Below are 19,963 nucleotides of genomic sequence, written 5' to 3'. Positions count from 1 at the left end.
GTTTATAGCGGTATGTACTTGCATAAGATACAAAATTGACATCAAAAACCTTGTCACTATTTAAGGAGTTTTAATGCTGACTGCTGTTAGCTAAAAGCTGCTGTAGAATTTGATGATGACAAAAAAATTCTTATTTCTTTTGGGATAAATCCAAAAAATTAGCTAACTTATAAGCTATTCTCGAACCAACATTAGCATCCCATTCAGCATCACCAACTTCACAAATATCAAACCCAATAATTTTTTTGCCACTCTTCACAACTTCCCGAAATAAACAATAAACTTGCTCTAATTCCAATCCTCCCGGAACAGGTGTTCCCGTATTTGGACATAGTTTAGGATCTAAACCATCTACATCAAAACTGATATGTACATTCTCTGGTAAATTAGAGATGATTTCCTGACATAAATCTAACCAATTTTTACCAGCATATTTTTGTTGTTTTATCATTGTATCATAGTAAGCAATTACCCGACCTTGAGAGTTATTAATAATTTCCACTTCATCAATACAAATATCCCGTAAACCCACTTGAACTAACTTAGAAATTTGTGGTATTTTCAAAGCATTAAACATAATAGACGCATGGGAAAATTCAAATCCTTCGTAAGCATCGCGTAAATCTGCGTGTGCATCAATATGTAAAATGCCAAAATCAGCATATTGACTAGCTAAAGCTTGAAAATAACCTAAAGGTGAACTATGATCACCACCAATTACAGCAACTTTTTTACCTTGATTCATTGCTTGTTGACACTGATGAAATAACCATTGATTTACCTGTTCACCAGCTTGATTAATTTCTGTGAGTATAGGTGTTAAATCTGGTGTATTTGTTAATGGTTTACCTTCTTCTTGTCTAGTGATAATTTTAGCAGCTTGTTGACGATAGTAGTTATTTTTATCTAATATATCTTCTGGTATTTCTGCAAAGTAAATTCCTTGTTTCCAACCATTAGGGTTATCGAAATCAAAGATGTCTATTTGATAGGACGCATCTAAAATTTTTTGTGGTGCATTAGCTGTTCCTGCACCATAGGAAACAGTAACTTCCCAAGGAACAGAAAAAATAATTAAATTAGCAGTTTCATAGTTTTTCGGTAGTCCCCAAAGATTACCATTAACTTCGCCTATGCCACTAGGATTGTAGTCTGAAATTTGATTAATCATTTGATTTATCCTGGATTTATAGCAATATTAACATCAAAAAAGGGTTTGGCTGTTAACCAAACCTCTAAAATTGCTGTGCTTAACAACGTACTAAATTAATTTAATTCTTGTTTGCTTATGAATCATCTTCCTATGGGATATATGCAAATGCCTTGATTACTGATATGGCGTTATTTTATTAATATCTTCTAGTCTGGTTTATTCAAAAGTATAAAAATCTATAGGCTTCTATCTTGAGCATGAAAAAGGCTTGGACTAAAGCCAAGCCTCTATATATACCAGGTGTTTACCATATATAACTAATTTAAACTATATTTGATTCTCGTTCATCTCTCTATTAGGTGAGTACAAAATTTAGAAAAACTGCTATTGAATCGGATTCTCATTATGTAAAGCAGCTATGAATGATTAGCGGTAAAACCCTTTTGGTGCAAATATTGGTAATCAGGCAAAAAAATAATCAACCGCAGTTTCTAGATGATATTTCTAGATGATATGAGATTGTTAATAAAAAAAGCCCTGAATATAATTCCAGGGCAATTACACGTTTTTCAGGCATTAATACATTAATCTTAATTTCTATAAATGGAAATTTCTACTACCTCAAGGAGAGTTAAATGATATTTTTATGGTTTAGGAGAGTAATATCTAACATATTGAATAAAAAAAAGGTTTAGCTCTGCTAAACCTCCATAGAAAGCAGTTATTCGACACACCAATATAAAATTAAATCTATTCTTGTTTATAGTCATCTCCCCATAGCAAGTTTTCAAAAGATATAATATATGCTGTGAAATGATATAAAACATGAGAAAATTATTAACGCCATAGTGACAGCCAACATTAAAATACCCAAAGGTGAACACTATCCCTATCCCTGTTCTGTTACCTTCGGGATTAAGTAAGTAGTAAATGAACTAATATTATCCAGAAGAATAAAAGGGGTTAAATCCATTCATCGCGCTAATAAGATGATTTAATCCCATTGGTGACAAGTTAAGGATGTAAGTCTCTTGTCAAGAGGCTTTGATTTGAGAGAATCGCTGGAAAAAAACCCTAAACAATACGAAAAAATGAACTTTTATCTTCTTTGCAATATTTACGCAATCGCATACAACAATTATTCGAGCAACTTACATTTGACGAGGTGATATCTATCTCATCTTATAACTTTTTATAACTTTATTCTAGAAGCTCTTTTCTATGCAGCTTCATATTAAATTGGTATAACTCGGTCTCAGTATCATCCTCGGCAATACCAACAAGTAAATTTAATCCCTGTCCAATTTTACCGATAATTTCGCCATTTACAGTTACTTGAGATGATTTGACTCGTTGAATAATTAGGGTTTGCTGATAAAGTCTTGTCGTGGAGACAGGTGACAGGTGACAGGTGACAGGTGACAGTTTCAAGAGTTGGATGGGAACTATTTTTCCTTGAAGCAGGAATTAAATGCAAGGTTTTTCAGTTCTCACCTCATCAAAGCTTGCATTTTTTGAAAGTCAAAATCGCTAAAATCGTTTACCTGTAATGTTTTGAGATTTATTCAGCAAGCCCTAATTATCGGCATTTTCAATATTTTTTAGTAATAAGTTAGGAGTCAAAAGTCATATAATTAATGACTAATGACTAATGACTAATAATTATTTCCCAAACCCTTTACCTTTACTAACTGAAGGTAAACAAAGACAATTTTCTAATTGTTGAAGTAAAGCTTCTTGATCTAAATTTTGACCAATTAAAACAATTTGGTTTTTCTTTTCACCTTTCCACTGATCATCATCAATGGTGAAGCGTTTACCGCACAGATGGAAAATATGACGTTGGGGACTTTCTTCAAACCACATAATACCCTTAGCACGGAAGACATTTGTGGGTAGTTGGTTGTCTAAGAAATATTGAAATTTACGGATAGAGAAAGGTTTATCACTTTGGAAAGAAATAGAAATAAAACCATCATTTTCTAAGTGATCTGAATGGTGGTCATGTTCATGGTCATGATGATCATGTCCGCAGGTAGAATGGTCATGGTCATGGTGATCATGTTCACAGGTAGAATGATCATGATGTTCATGTTCATGTTCTTCTGAATCAAAATATTGATCAGATTCAAATAAACCCACACTGAGAATTAAAGGCAGTGGAACTTGAGAGTTTTTAGTTCTGATGATTCTTGAACCTTCTTTAACATCATTAATCTTTTTCTCTAATGCTGTTAAAGTGATTTCATCAACTAAATCAGTTTTATTCAGTAGAATTACATCACCATAAGTAATTTGACTAAGTGCAGCTTGAGAGTTAAATAAGTCTAAACTATAATTTGCTGCATCTACTACGGTAACAATGGAATCTAATCTGGTTAAATCTCGCAGTTCAGATCCCAAAAATGTCATTGCTACGGGTAAAGGATCTGCTAATCCTGTGGTTTCTACAACTAGATAATCTAGCTTTTCTTCCCTTTCTAAAACTTGGTAAACTGCATCAACTAAGTCATTATTAATGGTGCAACAAATACAACCATTGCTAAGTTCCACCATATTATCATTGGTGGATACAATTAATTCGTTATCAATGCCAATCTCGCCAAATTCGTTCACTAAAACAGCGGTTTTTACGCCTTGCTGATTAGTTAAAATATGATTGAGTAAAGTTGTTTTTCCACTGCCCAAGAACCCTGTAATAATTGTTACTGGTAATCCTTGTTTTGGAGCTTGCATGGTTTGAGACTCGTTAGTAACTGTTGATGTCATATTCATGAAATAGGATTTTTGTCTATTTTGAATCTTAGCTTGATTTTGGGTACTTGGCATTCCTGGTTGAGCAGATACCATTTACATTTATGCTAGTTGAGATCAATCCTAATATCTGTATGACCTGATTTATCCTATGCTTAGACAAATGGCGTAAATATTTCCAAAAAATTCAACTCCAAAAAATTCAACTCTGTAAAATTTGTAAAACCACCAAAGTCATATCATCAGTATTTTGCCGTTCAGCGCCGATAAAATCCTCAACCTTATCAAATAAATAATCAACTATTTCTTGGGGTCCATTACAATAACGACAAGCAGCTTTCAAAGAAGTAATAAAATTATCTTCATCAAAGCGATCGCCACTACCCGCCGCTGCATCCGTCAAACCATCTGTATAATAGATAACTGTATCTCCAGGTTCTAATTGTGCTTCTCCATTCTCGTATTGACTGTTAGCATCTAAACCAATCAGCATTCCCACTGTATCTAATCTACTAACTGTTTTAGTAGCAGCGTGCCACCACAAAGGTGGATTATGGGCAGCATTGCTATATGATAAAACACGGGTATAAGGATTATATTCTGAATAAAACATAGTCACGAAGCGGTGGGAATTTTCTAAATCCGCATACATAACGCGATTTAAATTTTGTAGAATTCCCGCAGCTGAATTTCCATGTAATACTTCACCTCTGAGCATTCCTCTTAACATGGTCATAATTAAACCCGCAGGAACACCTTTACCCATCACATCCCCAATAACTAAAGCCCAATTAATATCTTCTTTACTGCTAGTATGAGTATTAGATTTTAATTGATTGTGATTGGTACAAATAAAATCATAATAATCTCCACCCACACGGTTAGCTGGTTTACAACGCGCTGCTAAAACAGCACCGGGAATATTAGGACATTGACGTGGTAAAAGTCGGCGTTGAATTTCCGCACCAATTTCTAATTCTTGATCTAATCTTTCTTTTTTCTTCAGTTCTACTGCTAATTCATCATTCTCAATTGCTACTGCGGTTTGATCTGCAACTAACCTGACTAATTTTTGTCTAGTCTCTGTCCAACTATATTCTGGATCACGGCTTAAAACATAAAGCCATCCCCTTTCTGTATGCTTAACTAAAATTGCTGTCCCAAAAATTTGTACATCTGAACCCAAATACCTGTGCATCTGATCATCTAAAAGCCCTGTTGATGTCGCTAGAGGAACAGAATTGGGTAAAAGCGTAATTTGACTACTGGCAATTTCTAAGGCTTTGCGGATATTTTTTCTTTGTTGGCTATCTTGCCAATGTAGCTGTTCTAATCTAATTTGACCATTGGGTTTATAAAGAAATAGGGCGCTACCATCAGCATCGGTAACTCTTGTGGCCATAAGAGGAATCAATTCTAAAAACTGATTCAAATTATTGAAACTTCTCAGGGCAAACCCTAAAGAACTAAGCAAGTCTTGAATTTTATTTTGTTCTCGATTAAGTCTGGCCACCAGTTCTCTCAATGCCACAACTGGAGTGACATCTGTGGTGGCACTATTATTAGTTTCTGTGGAATGAGGAGGAAATTGAGACACAGGTATTTATACTATTATTTGTGATATTAACAGATGGTAAATTAGGATTTTTGATCAATTCCTTATTTTAGGTATCGCTCAATCATATTCGGCAAAATTGATGATTTTAGCAAGAGTATAAAGACTGAGGATTTGATTGTAATTAGTTTTGCATTGTTTGGTAAGTTTGACTGCTATTTATTAAAGTTTATAGTTTTTGTGTATTAAAACCTTGTCTACTATCAGATGATAATTTTGATGACGCTAGAAATAGCTGACAATATCTATTTTTGAATGAAAATCTGTAAATTACTGCTGTCTTTGATGTACTTAGCCTATGCTGTACTGTTAGTAATTAGCTAAAATTTTGGCTAATTAATCAACATTGAATCATTAGTTGCAGAAATGATAATACTAATAGTTGATGTTATGATTCCCCCTTTTGTAGCAACCTCCTGAAAATGGGGTAGAAGATTGTTAAGGCTAAATTTTTTAAGATTGCTTGGCTGGATATTCCCTATTTTGAAACTTTAACTAAACAGTGCTAAGTGAATTTTCTACTGTTCCAATCAAGTCAGTAGTGAAAAATGCTTATTTTCATATTTGTGAAAGCCAAGAATAAGTTATGAATTGTAAACATTTAACTGGTATAACACAAATTTCCAGAATATTCACTTAGCTATGAGTTTTTTACAATTTTTAGATGCAATAAATAGATGCTATGTTTCATAATCTGTTATTTAGCTCCATACTAAATTTCCTGGAATCTATCTCAATAGAACCAAATTTAATAAATTACCCGATAATTTTGTAAGCAAAGATTATTCTGGGCAATTTATGACAACCATGATATTTATATTGTCTCCATGGTTGATAGTCATTATTCGTGAGTAATTTTTTTAGTAGAACCTGATAACGAGTCTATGAGTATCTAGCCAGTTTATTCACTCTCATCTACTTGTTTGCATATCTTCTGCTGTTAGCCAGTTATGCTAGTCCAGTATTAGATTCAACCATTAGGTAGTTATAAAAATGGCTTTAGTGTGCAATTCTACCAGAAGTTAATCATTTTTTGTAAAAAAAAAGAATTATTTTTATTTTTAGGGGTCAGCCCGGAAAATTTGCCCAGGGGAAGGAATCAGGATAGGATGTTTTCCTTCACCCCAGACCCACCATCACTAAATTACCCTACCCGTTTAATAGTGCTTCTACAAATTCATAGCTAGAGAAGGGACGTAAATCTTCGATTCCTTCTCCTGCGCCAATAAAACGAATTGGTAAACCTAACTGTTGAACGACTGCTAAGGCGACACCACCTTTGGCTGTACCATCTAGTTTTGTTAAAACTACACCGCTGAGTTGGGCTGCTTGGGAAAATACTTCTGCTTGTCTTAATCCGTTTTGCCCCAAGGTTGAATCTAAAACTAAGAGAGATTCTACATGGGTATCTGGTGCTTTTTTATCTATAATGCGGCGAACTTTACTCAATTCGTCCATTAAGTTCTTTTTATTTTGCAGTCGTCCGGCGGTATCTATTAATAATAATTCCGTTCCTCGTGATTGGGCAGCGGCGATCGCATCAAATACGACTGCGGCTGGATCTGTATTTTTGCCGGGATTAGCTATTACTTCGACACCGCTTCTTTGTCCCCAAACTTTGACTTGTTCGACAGCAGCAGCCCGGAAGGTATCAGCAGCGCCAATTAAGCATTTATAACCTGATTTTTGGGCTAAATGAGCTATTTTCCCGATAGTGGTAGTTTTACCAGCGCCGTTAACCCCTGTCATTAACCAAATTGTGAGTTGATCTTTTTCTGGGGCAAAGCTAGATTTTGGTGTTGCTTGACTGGGTGCGTCTAACATATCCCGGAGGATTTTTTTCAGGTAGGCGATCGCCTGTTCTGGTGGTGTAACTTCATCCCTTAATTTTTGCTGGAGGGCATTAACAATAAAATCTGTAGCTTCTACACCCACATCAGCTTGAAGAAGTAATGCCTCAATTTCGTCTACAGCATCCTGATTTAAGGGGCCTTGACCAACAATTGCTTTCAGTTGGTTAAGAATATTCCGCCGAGTTTTATCTAAACCTTGGCGTAGTTTCTTCAACCAGGTAATTTCTTCGATGGAAATATCTTCTGCGCGTCTACCTTGGGCTGCTAAAACTTCTGTTGACCAGATAAAACCATCATCAAATTCTATATCGGGAATTTCCGCTTCTGTTTCTGTTGAGTTTGTACTTGATGTGGAAGTTACTGTTGTTTCTGGTTCTGGAACTTCAACAGCACTGGCTATCAATCTTTCTTGCTTGGCTTGTCTTTCTGCTGCGGCCCTTTCTAAAAAAGATAGTGTCGCTGGTTGTGTCTGACTAACTGGTTTGACTTCCTCTGTAGTTGCTTCCGTCGGTTCTTCAGTGACAGCAGTTGGGGTGACTTCCTCTGTAGTTGTTTCCGTCGGTTCTTCAGTGACAGCAGTGGGTATAACTTCTTCTGTGGTTGTTTCCGCAGGCTCTTCAGTGACAGCAGTGGGTATAACTTCTTCTGTAGTTGCTTCCGTAGGTTCTTCGGTAACAGTAGTCGGTGTGACTTCCTCTGTAGTTGCTTCCGTCGGTTCTTCAGTTACAGTGGTTTCTGATGTTTGAGGCTGCTGTTTTTGTTGAATATTTTTATAAGCGGCTTTAGCATAAGCCAACAAGTCCGCTGTATCTGGTGTAGTTTCGGTGGCTGCTTCTGGCTGTGTTTCTTGTACAGGTGGATTTTCCCCTTCTGGTTGCTGTGGGGGAGTTTGGGAAGAATCATTTTGTTGACGGCGGAACCAATTAAAAACCATTGCAGCAATATTATTAGTTATTTAGTTATCAGTTATTAGTTAATTATTAGTTTAATTTAATTCGTCATGTTTTCTGGTGATGGCAGTTGTGGGAATATCCTCACTTTTAACGCATTCAAAAACTGGGAGAAGTGAGGATAGTTGTTTATGCGGTTTTTTTCTGTTCTGTCACCCGGCGCAAAACACCATTAATAAAGCGGTGTCCTTCATCTCCACTGTAGCGTTTAGCTAGTTCTACCGCTTCGTTGATGGCAATACTAGCAGGAACTGCCATAAATTCCATTTCTGCCACAGAAATGTGCAGAATATCTCGATCTATTTGAGCAAGACGTGTGACTTGCCAATCAATCAAAGCTTCAGAGATTATCTTGTCAATCAGGCTGCGGTTTTCATCAACGGTAATTACTATTTCTTTAGCGTAGTTACGGACTTCTCTGTCTTGATTAGCTAATTGAATTAGTTCTGGAAAATCAACTGCTGTACCCAATTGATTGATAGCCGTTTGGGTGTAGGTGATTGCTTCTTGCAGCATGGTTCTGGCGGTATTTAGGTCAGAAGCCCTTGTTTGGCTAGTCAGAAGGCGATCGTTACTGCGTTGGAGTTCTCCGGCGGCATTATTGAGGGTGTCTTGAACTTCTGTGGTTAAGGTGCGGACTGCGCCTAAAACTAATTTAGCTACTAGCTGTTCATCTGGTAGTTTTGCTAATTTTTTCGGATTGACTGGCAGCTGGCTCAGGCTCAACAGTGCCAGTTCTCTGGCAATTTGCTGGGGTTTACGACGTTGCATAATGGTATTGGTAGTTGGGGAAGAAGAAATTGGCTCAATGGGGCAAACTTATAAATATATCAATTTTGGCACATTTGCACAACTGGTTTAACTGTTAAGATGTTGGTTGATCTAATCAGACTCTATTGTTAGGTTGTACCGTTTAGTTGTTTAAGTCACCCACAAGCCCAATCAAGTTTCTTCCACAGACATCAGATGATTTTCTTTTGCTGTTTCCGAAGTTGATGTTGCTACCACTAAGGGGGGTACACCTGAACCAGAAGCGACTATACCACCGGAAACAACTATTTTGAACGCATCTTCTATAGAGATAGAGAGATTAATTACGTCGTCTTCTGGTACTATTGCATACCATCCAGTGGTAGGGTTAGGGGTGGTAGGTATAAAAACACTTAACATTGGTCGCTCCATCTTCTCTTGAATCTGATTGCTAATTGCTCCAGTGACAAAGGCAATAGACCACATTTCCCTGCGAGGATATTCTAATAAAACCACTCGACGGAATTTACCGTTGGAGTCTTTGAGTATTGTTTCTAATAGTTGCTTGAGGGTTTTATATACTTGTCCAGCTAAAGGAATAGCTTGCAAGAGTCTTTCCCCAAAATCTAGCAGCCATTTACCAACGATGTTTCGAGCCATCAAGCCGATCACAAGAATGCTTAGTAGTGGTACAGCTAGTCCAACTAGCAAGTTTAAGAGATTGACTAATATGGGGTGTAAACCATCGAAGGGATTTACCTGTTTGGGTATTTGGGTGAGAAAGTTAATAACCCAATTGGCAATAGTAATAGTCAACCAAATAGTTGTTGCTAGGGGTATGACCACTAATAAGCCAGCTATCAGGTCATTTTTTAAGTCCTGTTTCAGGCGTTCAATTACCAAGCCCCCGTTCTCCTTTTCTAGGCTACTAAAATTTTTGTGATTGTTATCCATACCACAAATACTTGTTGAGAGTATTAATTACTGAGTCTTAAGTTAAGATTTGTTACTTATTCCTTAATCATCAGTCTTTAGAATCTGCAAATAGACGTGTAAAAACCATGCTTTTGACTGGTTAATTTTTAATAGTGTTACTTTTCGTTGTAATACCTGTAAATGATTGTTGCAAGTTTCTGGGTATTACTAATCCTAGCGTGCTATCTGACAAGATGCTAAAAATTGTTAATTCGGTTATCAGGAGGGGCGAACGGCCGTTCGCCCGTACAGGAGCAAGATTCCGATTTCAACTAATAACTATTCAGTTATCAGTTATCAGAGAATGGTTAATCAAGGCTTTTTCCAATTTGGACAAGGTATTGTATTGTTAATAGGGGATCATTTTTGATTACTCGGTATTGACTGCTGAGTGTTGCTGTATTTCATTTCCCAAACTTTCAGCAAAATCAGATATTCATAAAATGCTTGTAAAGTACACCATGCTAAACCAGGTTGTCCATCTAAACAACCACCTAAGATAAAGTACATATAAAGAAAGCGAATAAATGGTCTCAGTGGTGTACGCAAAGATAAGTCTTTAAGGGCGCGTCGTCTTTCTACCTCTGTTTTTCCCAGAAATAATTGTTGCCAGTCAATTGTGCCATTTTCTAATTGATACAATGTTTCTCTAGCTTCATCAGTGGAATAACGGTTATGTTTTTCCAGCCAGCGGGTTAGACCTTTGCTACAAGTGTAATGGGGATAGGTTTCTTTAATAAATCCTGTGGCGCCATCACAGACTTCTCTTTCTGTATGACCATAATCTGTAAACCAAACTTTACCATGACGGAATAGGCGTAGTTGATAACGGGGGTATTGAGTGCTGTAACGAATCCAATGATCCATAAACATAACCCGTTCAGCGACATAGTAACCAATATATTCAGGATTTTTAGTGGCGGCTATGCACTCATTAAATAGTTCTGGTGTCATCCGCTCATCGGCTTCGAGAATGTACACCCATTCATATTTGGGCGTAATAGATTCTAACATCCAGGTGCGTTGTTGACCATGACTTTCAAAGGGATGTTGAACTGTGCGAACAGGGTAATTACTAGCAATTTCTAGGGTGCGATCGCTACTGCATGAGTCTACAATTATGATGTCGTCAGATAACATGACTGACTCAATACAGGCTGCAATATCTATTTCTTCGTTATAAGTAAGTATGTAAATTGATAACATTTTTGCTTATATAAAAAGTTGACTAATTTTGATTTTTGTGAATGTTTTGATCGTATTGATTGATAATAAACCGCCAACTTGAGTTGACGGTTAATACTACTTAAATGCCAATGGTTTAACGAGCGGGAGCTTTGCGTTTACCACCTTGTACAGCACCCATTCCTTTCAAGCCTGTCCAACCAATGATGATATATCCAATAGATAACAATAAGCTGCTGATACCTATTCTGACTCCTGATCTCCAAGCTGCATCTTTTGCATTTTTCTCTGCTTCTTCTTTGCGTTGGCGAATGTCGTTAATTCTTTGTTGTGCTACTTGGTTAGGATCAGTTTGTTGGGCAATAAATTTGTCCAATTCTTGGGGGTTAGCTTTGAAATTTTTCAGTAGTTCTTTTTGTTGTGCAGGCAGTTGAGGGTTTTCTATTGCTTGTTTATATTTGGTTTCATCATTTAACAAGTCGGTAAATTGTGCCTTAGCTCGACTTCGCAGTTGTTCTATTTGGGCTTTACCCTGGTCGTTATTTAACTGATTGAGAAATTGGGTTAGCTGGCTGTTGAGTTGGGTTTCTGCTTGTTCTGCTTGTTGGTTAATTTGATTAACTCTTTGGGTGCTGGCTTGACGCACGTTGTTAAGATGTAGGGGAAAAACCAACAAAAACATTAAACCTAAGAGACTAGAAAGTATTAAAGATGGTACTCTAAGATTAAGGCCTGAGCGATCGCTTCCTTGTTCAGCACTATCCATCCAATAAGAAGCTAGGATCATACCTAAACCTACCATTGGCACAATTCCCCGATCAACTACTCCTGTAGTAAAGCCAATTTGTGATTGTTTGTCTGTAGGACTAAAACCCATTAACAGAATCGCAAAATCAACGAAAAACGATAAAATACAGACAAGTCCCACTACTTTCAGAGCCAGGGAACTATTTGAAGAAGTCACACGATTAACCATATTTTTGTAAATTTGTTGTCAATAAAACTGAATTGTCATTTATAAAGTTACAACTCTGAGAGCATAAAGCCTATCATATTGAGAGTGAATATCTGAATATTTACAAATGAGGCAAACTTTTCTGGCTAGTGTTTTAGTTTTGAAATATACCACAATTATAAATATGTTCAGTCATACAATAATAATGCTGTATATTAGACCTCTTGCCAGTCAAGTATTTACGACTATGTAAAAACTCGGTCTAGTTTTTAATATGCAGTGGCTATTTGCTGCCAAACTATGAGGTCTTCTGGGCGGTCAACATCAGCTAAACTGGATAAGTATGCAGACGATAGGTTAAGTTTTTGGGCTATTTCTACGGTCTGTGAAAATACTTGAGCAGTTCCCCAAGGAATATTAGAGAATAGTTCTGGTACAAGTTGACGTAAACCGATTAGGTAGTAACCACCATCTATTGCTGGTCCGAGTACCAATTCACATCCCTGTAATTTCTCTAAGGCTGATATTAAAATTTGACAATCTAAACCAGGACAATCAGTACCGATAATGATAACTTGTTCGCAGTTGTTAGCAAAAGCATCTGTAAGCGATCGCATCATTCGCTGACCTAAATCTCCTTCACCTTGATTTTTATACAGAAGGTCAAGACCTAACCAATTTTGCATTAGTTCGCAACTACCCCCAGAGAACCTTACTTCCACAGTTATAGCAGATGTTGTTGTTAATTTCCTTACTTGGGATAGAGTATGTTCTGTCATCTGTTTTTGTAGACTGGCAGCACCCATATCTCCCAAAGCAGGTATCAGTCTGGTTTTTGTCTTACCTGGTTCTGGATAACGGGTAAAAATAATTATATGTTGTTTAGCAATGCTAGGTAATTTCTGCACAAAAATTATTTAAAACTTTAATAACAATATTTATCATTTTCAGGAGTAGGATTTTCTTTGGCAGTTCGTAATGCTCCTAAAATTGTGGATATAAATACACAACGTTTTGATTTTCCCCCAGATTTACTCGATATGGTAATTCTGCCTAAAGGTGGTTTTCTAATACTACCTAAATAATCAAACTGAACATATCTAATGCTATCAGACTGACGTAATGTTGTTTCTGTATCTAGGCGAACGTTAGAATCTATATTATTCCAGGCTACATTGGTTGATTCAATTGCTTCTGGATGAACTGCCCATTGCAGTGTATCATTTTGTTCTCTAAAACTCACCTGCCAAGTTGATTTTTTGGTTTTAGCTTGGCTTTGTGCTTGGCGTATTGCTTGATACAGTTGACTTTGGGCAGTATTTAAACGCATATTCTGCAAAATAGATAACCAAACTGGTGCAACTATTCCAGCTAATATACCAATTATCAAAATAATAATTAAATTTTCTAGTAAAGTAAAGCCACTATTTGAGTTAGATTTCATAGTTGTAAACCCATTAATCACTAATCACCACTTACTAATTATTTATATAAAAAACCTCTTCCTTGGACTTTAATATTAGTCCGGGGAAAATAAGTTTCTCGCTGCTCACTGTAATCTATATTTTGATTATGAATACGAGCCAAGGCATTACCGCGAATAAATACTTGTACTGTTGTATTGAGATTATCAACACAAGCATAAAAACTGGTCATTTTTCCTGTTTCTGTGGTGTTAAAACTATCAGGAGTTACCTTAGACCAAGTAATATTAGGACTTGTCGAATTAGGAGGACAAACTGCTGGCGGTGGGTTATTTATAGTTTGATCAATATAATCAACCAGCACTAATGTATTAGCAGTATAGGCATCACTACCTCTTTGCCAATCATTCATTCTTTCCGCTACAGTACCTTGACTATTTAAATCAAAGGGTTTAAAACCAGGACTGGGACAATATTCGTTAGGGTCACTACTAGAACCTTGAACATATTTACCCGTAAATCCTGAACATGAAATTGTTGTATCATCATCCATGCTATTAGCTAAAACACCATCTCTGATTTTCCATTTACCAATGCGGGCTATTTTAGACCAATTAGAACCAGAACTCCTAGTATCTTTGATTAAAAAATAAACAACTAAAGAATAAGCAAAAGCATCATCTTTACCTCTGCCGGCAATTGGGAGGACATCTTCAATTAATTCCCGTTGCCAAAAAACCAGTACAGGAACTCTATCTATATCATTGGGAGGAGCAGGTAGTTGATGATTTATGGCTTCTATACCTTGAGCATCATAGATATAAAAAGCTTGTTGTAAATCACGGGAAATATATTCTAATGCTGCTTGTATTTCTTGTTCTGATGTTACTTTTGCTTTTTCTTTTCTGTCTATTTCCATCACATTAATCATAAATCCTAATAAGGTAGTAATTATGATGGATGACATTACTAAACCAACCATTAATTCGACTAATGTAAACCCTTTTTGGTTGTTGATTATTTTGGAATTTTTTTTCATAGTATATGAATGAACGACAAATAAAGATAAGAAGAAGAGGATGAGAAGAATAAATTTAGTTGTTTATTTACATGATATTGGTTCTGTTGTTGATGTATTTACAGGAGTACCTAAACGCTGGCATAAAGCATAAAAGTTAGTATTCATATTACCTATGTCGGTGGTTATTTCTATTAATGGTGCTTGTTTATCTCCTATATTGGCAGTGATTGGTGATGCAGTTTGTTTAGTTTCTGAACCTGTGTTGATTTTGATGGTTTGACCAAAATCAATATCTGCTCGATAAACTCGAATTGCTAACCGATAACCATCATTTTTTTCTGTGGTTTGTACGATGCGTCCTGCTTGAATATAGAAGAGGTTATTTTCACAGTTTGTATTGTTGATGATGCCATTTTTATCAGCACAATATAGTTCGCCTGATGATGCAGGTGCGGGCATTTCTGAAGTATTAATTAAGTAGTCTTCTGGAGTAGTGGCAACATTTCTAGGTGAATTTTGAGTAGCACTCAGTTGGGATACTATGGTTGGTTCAGCAATAGAACCTAACCTGACACCATCAATAAATGTTCTTGCTACTTGAGATGCCATTTCTATTCTTTTAGATTCTACACGGATGGCGGTTGACATTATTAATACTGGGGCGATCGCTGCTAGTAAGATGGAAGCAACAACCATGCCTACTAATGCTTCTAAAATTGTGAATCCTTGGTTTGTTTTTTCTGGTTTAATCATGAGTTTAATTTTTTTTAAACGAACCGCAGAGGCGCAGAGGACGCAGAGAAATGTATTTTTTGGGGTTGTTTTTTTAAGTTGCTTGCTATTTTTTTTAGTTACAATTTGGCCTTTGATCTGTGTCTATGGCATAACCACCACTGCTATTCTTTGCACATAATAAAGTTTCTATCCAGTTATCGTCTCGACCAATTTCTCGAAAATATTCACTGGGTAAAGTGTTGGAGGTTGTGACTAATTTTTGGGAAAATAAATCAGGAGTTTGTAATAAAAGTCCTACATCATAACTCCATGTTCTTCGAGGGGGAAAATGACCAGATGACATACCATTATTAAGAGTGGTTTTGTACAAAAAATCGCTAGATTGAGTATTGATAGATGTGCTGTAAGTTCCTGTACTATAAGCACTTTTTTTCATTTGCATGAAAGCACCATTTATTTTCAAAGGAATATCATGCCAATTTTCTAAGAAACGGACTAGGTTGGGTAAACCTCCGTTGTCTTCTGTGGGGCGGCCTGGTGTATCTCCTGTAGCAATAATCAAGTTAAAAGTATTTTCTTTAGCAATTTGTAACCAGTTATTATGTGAACTAGAGGAAATGCTGTCATTATTATTAGAATCATCTGGGGTGGCAAAGGGTTGTTTTATTTGTAAAACTGGTTGCCAATTTCCATTTTCATCTACTTTTAACCAGGGTATTAAATATGTGTCACCTGCGCTATTTTTTGCTGTTCTGGGTAATTGTGAACCATCGGCGGGAAAGGTGGAAATTTTATTTCTATTATCTACTCCGTAAATTTGTAATGGGGTTGTTAATTCTCCTGTGTCAATATCTCTTTGAAAGGCTATTCTTCGAGGTAAGTTCTCATCTTGCCAACCGTTACTAGGTGGGTTTGCATAACCCAATGATCCGGTTTTAATTGAACTCATTGGTTGACCTTCTATATTTCTGCCCCCATCACGCCAGTTATTTTGTCCTTGTCCGTCATAATTTTGGTAAGAAACATTAGTAATTACCCATAGTTTAGGATCGTTATTACAAAGTTCAATATCTGGTACGGAACAAACTTCTAATAAATATTCTCTGGCTTCTATTTGTTTAACTATAGGTGTGACAAAATTATGAAAATAAGAACTGCCTTGAATACCCCTAGTATTAGCATCTAAATCTAATTTGGGGATACCTTCACTGTTATAATTTTCGGTAATAGTGGGAGCGTAGGCATTATATTTAAAATTTTCGGGACGATTTTCTAGTAATATTGGATCATCACTGTTATTGTTCCAATCATAATCACCTTCGTCTCGAAAACCAAATCTGAAGTTATCAGAAAGTAAGGTGATGGAGTCGCTTAAAACTACGGCATTTCTCCACTCATCGCCACTATTACAATTTACCCTGCCAGGTTGTCCAGGACGACAGGCAAAGTTAGTATTAGTACCACTGCGAGTGTAAAAATTCCCCCAATTAGATGCTATTTCAGAATTAAATTCTGATTGGGTATGTTTATTAAAATCACCTTTAATATAAACAGGTAAATTACTGGCGAAAATTAAACCTTTTGCGCCTGAAATATAACTGTTACTATCACCTCGAAATAGTTTGGTTGCTGACCCATCACTGGTGGCGATCATAATGGCGTTGGGGCGACGGCTAGGATCAAGTTTGAAGTCTACGGCACTTTCTGATTTTGCACTTGCTGATGTACCAGCACTCATATCTGCAAGGGCATCATCACGGGTAGCATAAATTATGCCACTTTTAGGTAGTAAGTATTCTGAACCTATGGATGTAGTACGCAGTAAGTTTAAGTCTATGACTGTGGCGCGAATTTCTAAGGGTTGGCGGTCTTGTAGTGGTAAATCATAAGACAAGTCAGTATCTGGACTACTGGTTTGATTGGCTTTGATTTGTTGACTATCTAGAAAGGCTATTTCCTTAATTGCACCGTGGGGAATAGGAGGAGAACCACTAACCGGACTAATGTTACCATCCATTATTTGCAAGGCACACAGGGCAGCATCTACGGCGGAATGTTCGGAAATGGTGCGATCTCTCTCTCCTTTTTCTAAGGCTTTTCTGAGCGGTTCATTTACCCAGCGTCCATTGGCATACTGCAAACTAGCTTGATAATTCAGTAAGTCCGTATAACCCGCAGCACTACCAACTGGTGGGCTATAAACTATACCGTTGTTAGATAAGCCATTCACATCTTTTTCTATGCCTACTACATCAGGTAATATACTTATATTTTTGGCTGTGGTGCTGTTGGTGGGAACATAAAAACTACTGATACAAGCTAATGGTCTGGGATGCCTCTGACTATTGACTGCTTTATAGTGATAAACTACCGTCGCTCGCATTTTTAAATAAGGAGTCGTTATGTCACTTTCAAGCATCTTAGGTAAATAAAAATTTAGTGATGAATCATACATTGAGTAGGGGTTACTTGTACTTGATACTGGCGCTTGGGGGACTGGCATCATGTCCGACCAAATTTGTGTGGAAGCATCTATAAAATTTCTATCATTAGCTGTATTATTTCTTGGTAAATAAATTCCCGCCCCCGTAACTACACGTAAACCACCAACAAGATTTTCTTGTTCTGAATTTGGTATTTTAGCTGCTGCATATTCCCAGTCTCCATCTCTTTCTGTGGCTGCAATATCAGCTAAGGTGTGTGAAATAGTCCGACGAGTACGTTGGGTGGGTTCTTGACTCAGATCCCAATTTATACTGCCTATATCTTGGGTATCATCTATGTTTGTACTAAAAAATTGTTCTGTTTCTTCATCCCACCATTTTTCAGGTAAGTTATTACCAACAATGGTTCTATCACCTAAATATTGTTCTACACTAGCTAATTCTTTTTGTAGTTTATCTACTGGTTCAGTTGCACTGGGTTTGAGTGAACCACCTGCGATATTTAAGGACATTTGACTATATCCAGATGCAGATATGCCATCACTACCAAAAGGATAAGCCCATTTATCTATCGGACGTAGTGTATCACCACTACCTTGTAAGGGATTACCGCTGTTAGTGTCTCTTGCTTCTTCTCCAAATGCAACTTCCCCAAATGGTACGCGGCGAGTACGTCTTTTAAAGTATATTTCTAATTGATGACGGCGAATAATATCATCTAAATCTCTTGTATATCCTGAACCTAATTCTTCAATTTTACTATCAATTGCATCTGTTACTTCTTGAGGATCTGAGCCACTAGAACTATAAAATTGAGCATCAACTAATCTATTAATTCTTTTGGCATAGGCTAGATTATTATAAGCTAAATCACTCGGAGCATTTGTAACTGATTTATTAGCAGTCACATTAGGATTATAACCCGCTTCACTTTCAGGATTTGTGTTTTTATCTTTAAATAAATCTATTGTGGTTGCTGTTCCTGCATCTGCACTATCTGTAAAACCTCCTGCACCTAAATTACCAGCTACTAAAATTTTAGAATTTTCTGCTTCGTAAAAACAAGATTCAGGACTACTAATTTGATAAATTCTCACATTGGCAGATTTTCCCGCTGTTAATAAATTGCCATTTGTTAATATCTTACCGTTAATGTTAAAGTCTTGATCTGGGGTAATTTCTAAATCATCTTCATAGATAATTGCGTAATTGTTAGGAGGAATTTGGACTCTATCTTGGTGATATTCTAAAGCTGCAAAGCTGCGATTTCCTTGATAAATTTCATAACTATCTGCACCGCCGGAGGTGATACTTTCTGAGCTAGTTATCGGTACTGTGGTGGTGTAAACAAAGATAGCTTTTTTCATTTTGCTACCCATTTTAAACCAGCCGTTAATATCTATTAATTCAGGATTTGTACCAAAAAGTGCATGACATTTGCTAGTTAAATCACTAGGATTCATGGGTGTAGTTCTAGCTTCTACGGTATTCCTAGCTCGAAAATATCTATTATTATCACTATTTTTAGGAGGATTTTTATAATAAATTGCGTACAATGTATAACTATCAAATTTACCGTTATTATCTGTATCTACGGGAAATTTCCAAGCTGAATTTAAGGTGTTATTATTAGCTGTTAATTGTAGTGGTGTTTCATCACCAAATGTATATTCTGGAATATATTCATTAAATATTTCATCTAATTCTTGATCTGATGGTAAGGATGTGGAAATACGTTTATCTTGAAATAGTTTATTTATTTTTGCTCTTCCGCGATCAATTGCAGGTGCAGCAGCATTAATTACGGTTTGATTTACTCTCACATTACTGGCGTGTTTTGCTCTTTCAAAGGAGCGAAATATAATGATTAAAGTGAGTAAAACAACGGCTATTGATACCATTGCTACTGTTGGTAACACGAAACCTGCATTGGCTGATGTTCGCTTTTTTTGGCGGCGAAAAATAGATTTTATAACTTTAGTAATTGTTTTTGTAAATGCACTCACAGTTTTGAGGATTATCCTGTGGAAAATCCTAATCATGGCTTTAACAAGCCGATATTTTTTGGGCATAGATGCAACCCTGTTTTTTTCGGTGTTTGGTAGTTTATATTAATTACCCATGTATTGACTTTTAATAATTGTCTTTA

The 19,963-nt window shown here is 36.5% G+C and carries 13 protein-coding genes and 1 pseudogene; all 14 read right to left on the bottom strand.

Going from position 1 to position 19,963, the window contains the following annotated elements:
• Positions 1-130: 130 nt before the first annotated feature.
• Complete coding sequence (locus WJM97_RS01655; RefSeq protein ID WP_353931333.1) at positions 131-1,171, bottom strand: agmatinase family protein; 1,041 nt, start codon at positions 1,169-1,171, stop codon at positions 131-133.
• Positions 1,172-2,398: 1,227 nt separating this feature from the next.
• Positions 2,399-2,557: pseudogene (locus WJM97_RS01650) on the bottom strand (D-aminoacyl-tRNA deacylase); the annotation flags it as partial.
• 258 nt (positions 2,558-2,815) lie between these two features.
• Complete coding sequence (locus tag WJM97_RS01645) at positions 2,816-3,922, bottom strand: GTP-binding protein (protein ID WP_353933084.1); 1,107 nt, start codon at positions 3,920-3,922, stop codon at positions 2,816-2,818.
• Positions 3,923-4,109: 187 nt separating this feature from the next.
• A complete protein-coding gene (locus WJM97_RS01640) occupies positions 4,110-5,510 on the bottom strand; it encodes a PP2C family protein-serine/threonine phosphatase (protein WP_353933083.1) in 1,401 nt (466 codons plus the stop codon).
• 1,161 nt (positions 5,511-6,671) lie between these two features.
• The gene (gene ftsY / locus WJM97_RS01635) at positions 6,672-8,309 is read right to left on the bottom strand and encodes a signal recognition particle-docking protein FtsY (protein ID WP_353931332.1); all 1,638 of its coding nucleotides are present in this window, start codon (positions 8,307-8,309) and stop codon (positions 6,672-6,674) included.
• 145 nt (positions 8,310-8,454) lie between these two features.
• On the bottom strand, positions 8,455-9,096 hold the full coding sequence (gene nusB / locus WJM97_RS01630; RefSeq protein ID WP_353931331.1) for a transcription antitermination factor NusB: 642 nt from the start codon (positions 9,094-9,096) through the stop codon (positions 8,455-8,457).
• A 171-nt stretch (positions 9,097-9,267) separates the two neighbouring features.
• Positions 9,268-10,029, bottom strand: coding sequence for a DUF502 domain-containing protein (locus tag WJM97_RS01625; protein ID WP_353931330.1), 762 nt, complete (start codon positions 10,027-10,029; stop codon positions 9,268-9,270).
• A gap of 381 nt (positions 10,030-10,410) precedes the next feature.
• Positions 10,411-11,256, bottom strand: a complete 846-nt coding sequence (locus tag WJM97_RS01620; RefSeq protein WP_353931329.1) for a glycosyltransferase family 2 protein — start codon at positions 11,254-11,256, stop codon at positions 10,411-10,413.
• 115 nt (positions 11,257-11,371) lie between these two features.
• Positions 11,372-12,211, bottom strand: a complete 840-nt coding sequence (locus WJM97_RS01615) for an HpsJ family protein (protein ID WP_353931328.1) — start codon at positions 12,209-12,211, stop codon at positions 11,372-11,374.
• 248 nt (positions 12,212-12,459) lie between these two features.
• Complete coding sequence (locus tag WJM97_RS01610) at positions 12,460-13,098, bottom strand: TIGR04282 family arsenosugar biosynthesis glycosyltransferase (RefSeq protein ID WP_353931327.1); 639 nt, start codon at positions 13,096-13,098, stop codon at positions 12,460-12,462.
• Between the two features lie 17 nt (positions 13,099-13,115).
• Positions 13,116-13,634 carry a prepilin-type N-terminal cleavage/methylation domain-containing protein gene (locus tag WJM97_RS01605; RefSeq protein WP_353931326.1) on the bottom strand — a complete coding sequence of 173 codons (519 nt, stop codon included), beginning with the start codon at positions 13,632-13,634 and terminating at the stop codon, positions 13,116-13,118.
• Between the two features lie 38 nt (positions 13,635-13,672).
• A complete protein-coding gene (hpsC, locus tag WJM97_RS01600) occupies positions 13,673-14,653 on the bottom strand; it encodes a hormogonium polysaccharide secretion pseudopilin HpsC (protein WP_353931325.1) in 981 nt (326 codons plus the stop codon).
• 63 nt (positions 14,654-14,716) lie between these two features.
• Positions 14,717-15,388, bottom strand: coding sequence for a hormogonium polysaccharide secretion pseudopilin HpsB (hpsB, locus tag WJM97_RS01595; protein WP_353931324.1), 672 nt, complete (start codon positions 15,386-15,388; stop codon positions 14,717-14,719).
• A 94-nt stretch (positions 15,389-15,482) separates the two neighbouring features.
• On the bottom strand, positions 15,483-19,820 hold the full coding sequence (gene hpsA, locus WJM97_RS01590) for a hormogonium polysaccharide biosynthesis protein HpsA (protein WP_353931323.1): 4,338 nt from the start codon (positions 19,818-19,820) through the stop codon (positions 15,483-15,485).
• Between the last annotated feature and the right edge of the window lie 143 nt (positions 19,821-19,963).

It is taken from the genome of Okeanomitos corallinicola TIOX110 (genome assembly GCF_038050375.1).
GTDB classification, from domain to species: domain Bacteria; phylum Cyanobacteriota; class Cyanobacteriia; order Cyanobacteriales; family Nostocaceae; genus Okeanomitos; species Okeanomitos corallinicola.
Note: the sequence above shows the minus strand (reverse complement) of the source record. Positions and strands in the feature narration are given on the sequence as shown.

Bases quoted from the DNA above. Each gene is read 5' to 3' on its own strand.
- WJM97_RS01645 (WP_353933084.1), bottom strand. From the start codon at position 3,922: ATGACATCAACAGTTACTAACGAGTCTCAAACCATGCAAGCTCCAAAA.
- hpsC (WP_353931325.1), bottom strand. From the start codon at position 14,653: ATGAAAAAAAATTCCAAAATAATCAACAACCAAAAAGGGTTTACATTA.
- WJM97_RS01655 (WP_353931333.1), bottom strand. From the start codon at position 1,171: ATGATTAATCAAATTTCAGACTACAATCCTAGTGGCATAGGCGAAGTT.
- WJM97_RS01620 (WP_353931329.1), bottom strand. From the start codon at position 11,256: ATGTTATCAATTTACATACTTACTTATAACGAAGAAATAGATATTGCA.
- nusB (WP_353931331.1), bottom strand. From the start codon at position 9,096: ATGCAACGTCGTAAACCCCAGCAAATTGCCAGAGAACTGGCACTGTTG.
- WJM97_RS01605 (WP_353931326.1), bottom strand. From the start codon at position 13,634: ATGAAATCTAACTCAAATAGTGGCTTTACTTTACTAGAAAATTTAATT.
- ftsY (WP_353931332.1), bottom strand. From the start codon at position 8,309: ATGGTTTTTAATTGGTTCCGCCGTCAACAAAATGATTCTTCCCAAACT.
- WJM97_RS01625 (WP_353931330.1), bottom strand. From the start codon at position 10,029: ATGGATAACAATCACAAAAATTTTAGTAGCCTAGAAAAGGAGAACGGG.
- hpsB (WP_353931324.1), bottom strand. From the start codon at position 15,388: ATGATTAAACCAGAAAAAACAAACCAAGGATTCACAATTTTAGAAGCA.
- WJM97_RS01615 (WP_353931328.1), bottom strand. From the start codon at position 12,211: ATGGTTAATCGTGTGACTTCTTCAAATAGTTCCCTGGCTCTGAAAGTA.